This window comes from Microcoleus sp. B7-D4, from assembly GCF_036705125.1.
Lineage (GTDB): Bacteria > Cyanobacteriota > Cyanobacteriia > Cyanobacteriales > Microcoleaceae > Microcoleus.
In genome coordinates this window covers 1-1,204 of the sequence record NZ_JAUBTT010000271.1, presented here as the reverse complement: position 1 = coordinate 1,204, position 1,204 = coordinate 1, and the positions used below count along the sequence as shown (strand labels likewise).

1 protein-coding gene is annotated in these 1,204 nt (G+C 48.6%); it reads right to left on the bottom strand.

Annotation, left to right across the window (positions count from 1 at the left end; translation table 11 throughout):
* Nucleotides 1-51: 51 nt before the first annotated feature.
* The coding region (locus tag QUB12_RS37425) for an IS481 family transposase (protein WP_333311135.1) at nucleotides 52-1,204 on the bottom strand (1,153 nt) is incomplete at its 5' end.

Genomic DNA, 1,204 nt, shown 5'->3' with positions numbered 1-1,204 from the left:
TGTTCAATGCCACAACATAGTATACAGTTCTGCCAGGACATTGTATCCACTCTACCTGCGTTCCATTTGTGTTACGTATTGACCTGCGAAGTGGATGATGAGGGTTTGGTTTTGGATTTCAATTTGGATGGGTTCGTAGGCGAGTCCCTTGCCTACTTTATAGAATTTTCCTTCGAAGGAAAAGTGCCCTGTGTCCCGCACTCTTCGGACGATGAGTCCTGGGATTGTAGCAGGAGGTGGCATAGAAACCGGGCGCAATCTTTGGCTGGGTTTGTAATGTAGACCTGGAACATCTTGCCCCAGAGCGTCGTGGGGACGCACCCAATTGTAGCGAGTGCGAAAAGCCTCACAAGACTGTCGAAATGTATCCACATCGTTGCAGAGCAGCGCTTCGCCCATTTCTTCTTTGGCGGTGCGGTGGAATCTTTCGACTTTGCCTTGTGTTTGGGGATGCCCTGGTCTGCCGTGAGTGGTGCGGATTCCGAGCTTCCAGAGTTGGGCTTCAAATGTGGTTGGGCAGCGCCTTGTATGGGTTCCCCAGCAGTCGCCATTGTCCATAAGAACGCTCTCTGGAAGACCCGTTTCTTCGAACATTTGCCATAGCGCGGCCAAAACAGATTCTCTGGTTTTGTCCTTGATTGGAGCAAAATGCAGGCACATTCGACTGGCATCATCAATGACGGTGAGCAGGGCGAAGGGCAACTTTTTTGGTAAGCCTTTAAAGTCCATCTGGTAGAGCAAATTAGGCGATTCCCGCTCAAATCTTTGTACGCTTTGCTTAGTTCTTGCTTTGACAAGTCCTGCTTTTTCCAGATGGCGATTCGCAGTTCTTTCGCTGATTTTGACTTCAAAATCTCTTTCTAAGATCGTGGTGAGTTTGCGCGCTCCCCAGACCGGAAACTCTTTTTTGAGAGCGAGCAGCATGTTGATAACTTCCTGATCTGTACGATTTGGGACTGACTTTGGTGCTCTTGAAGCATAGCTCAGGTTCTCGATTCCAAGCGTTTGGGCTTTGGCTAACCAGTGGTAAACCACTTTTCGGCTGACGCCATATTCCAGAGCTGCGGCTGTGACAGAGATTGCACCTGATTGAACAAGCGCCACCATTGAACGAATTGAATCCATTTTTGATACCTCGATAAATGGCATCAAATCTGTATACTTTGTCCTGGCAGAAGTGTGTACCATCTCCTGACCTAGAACA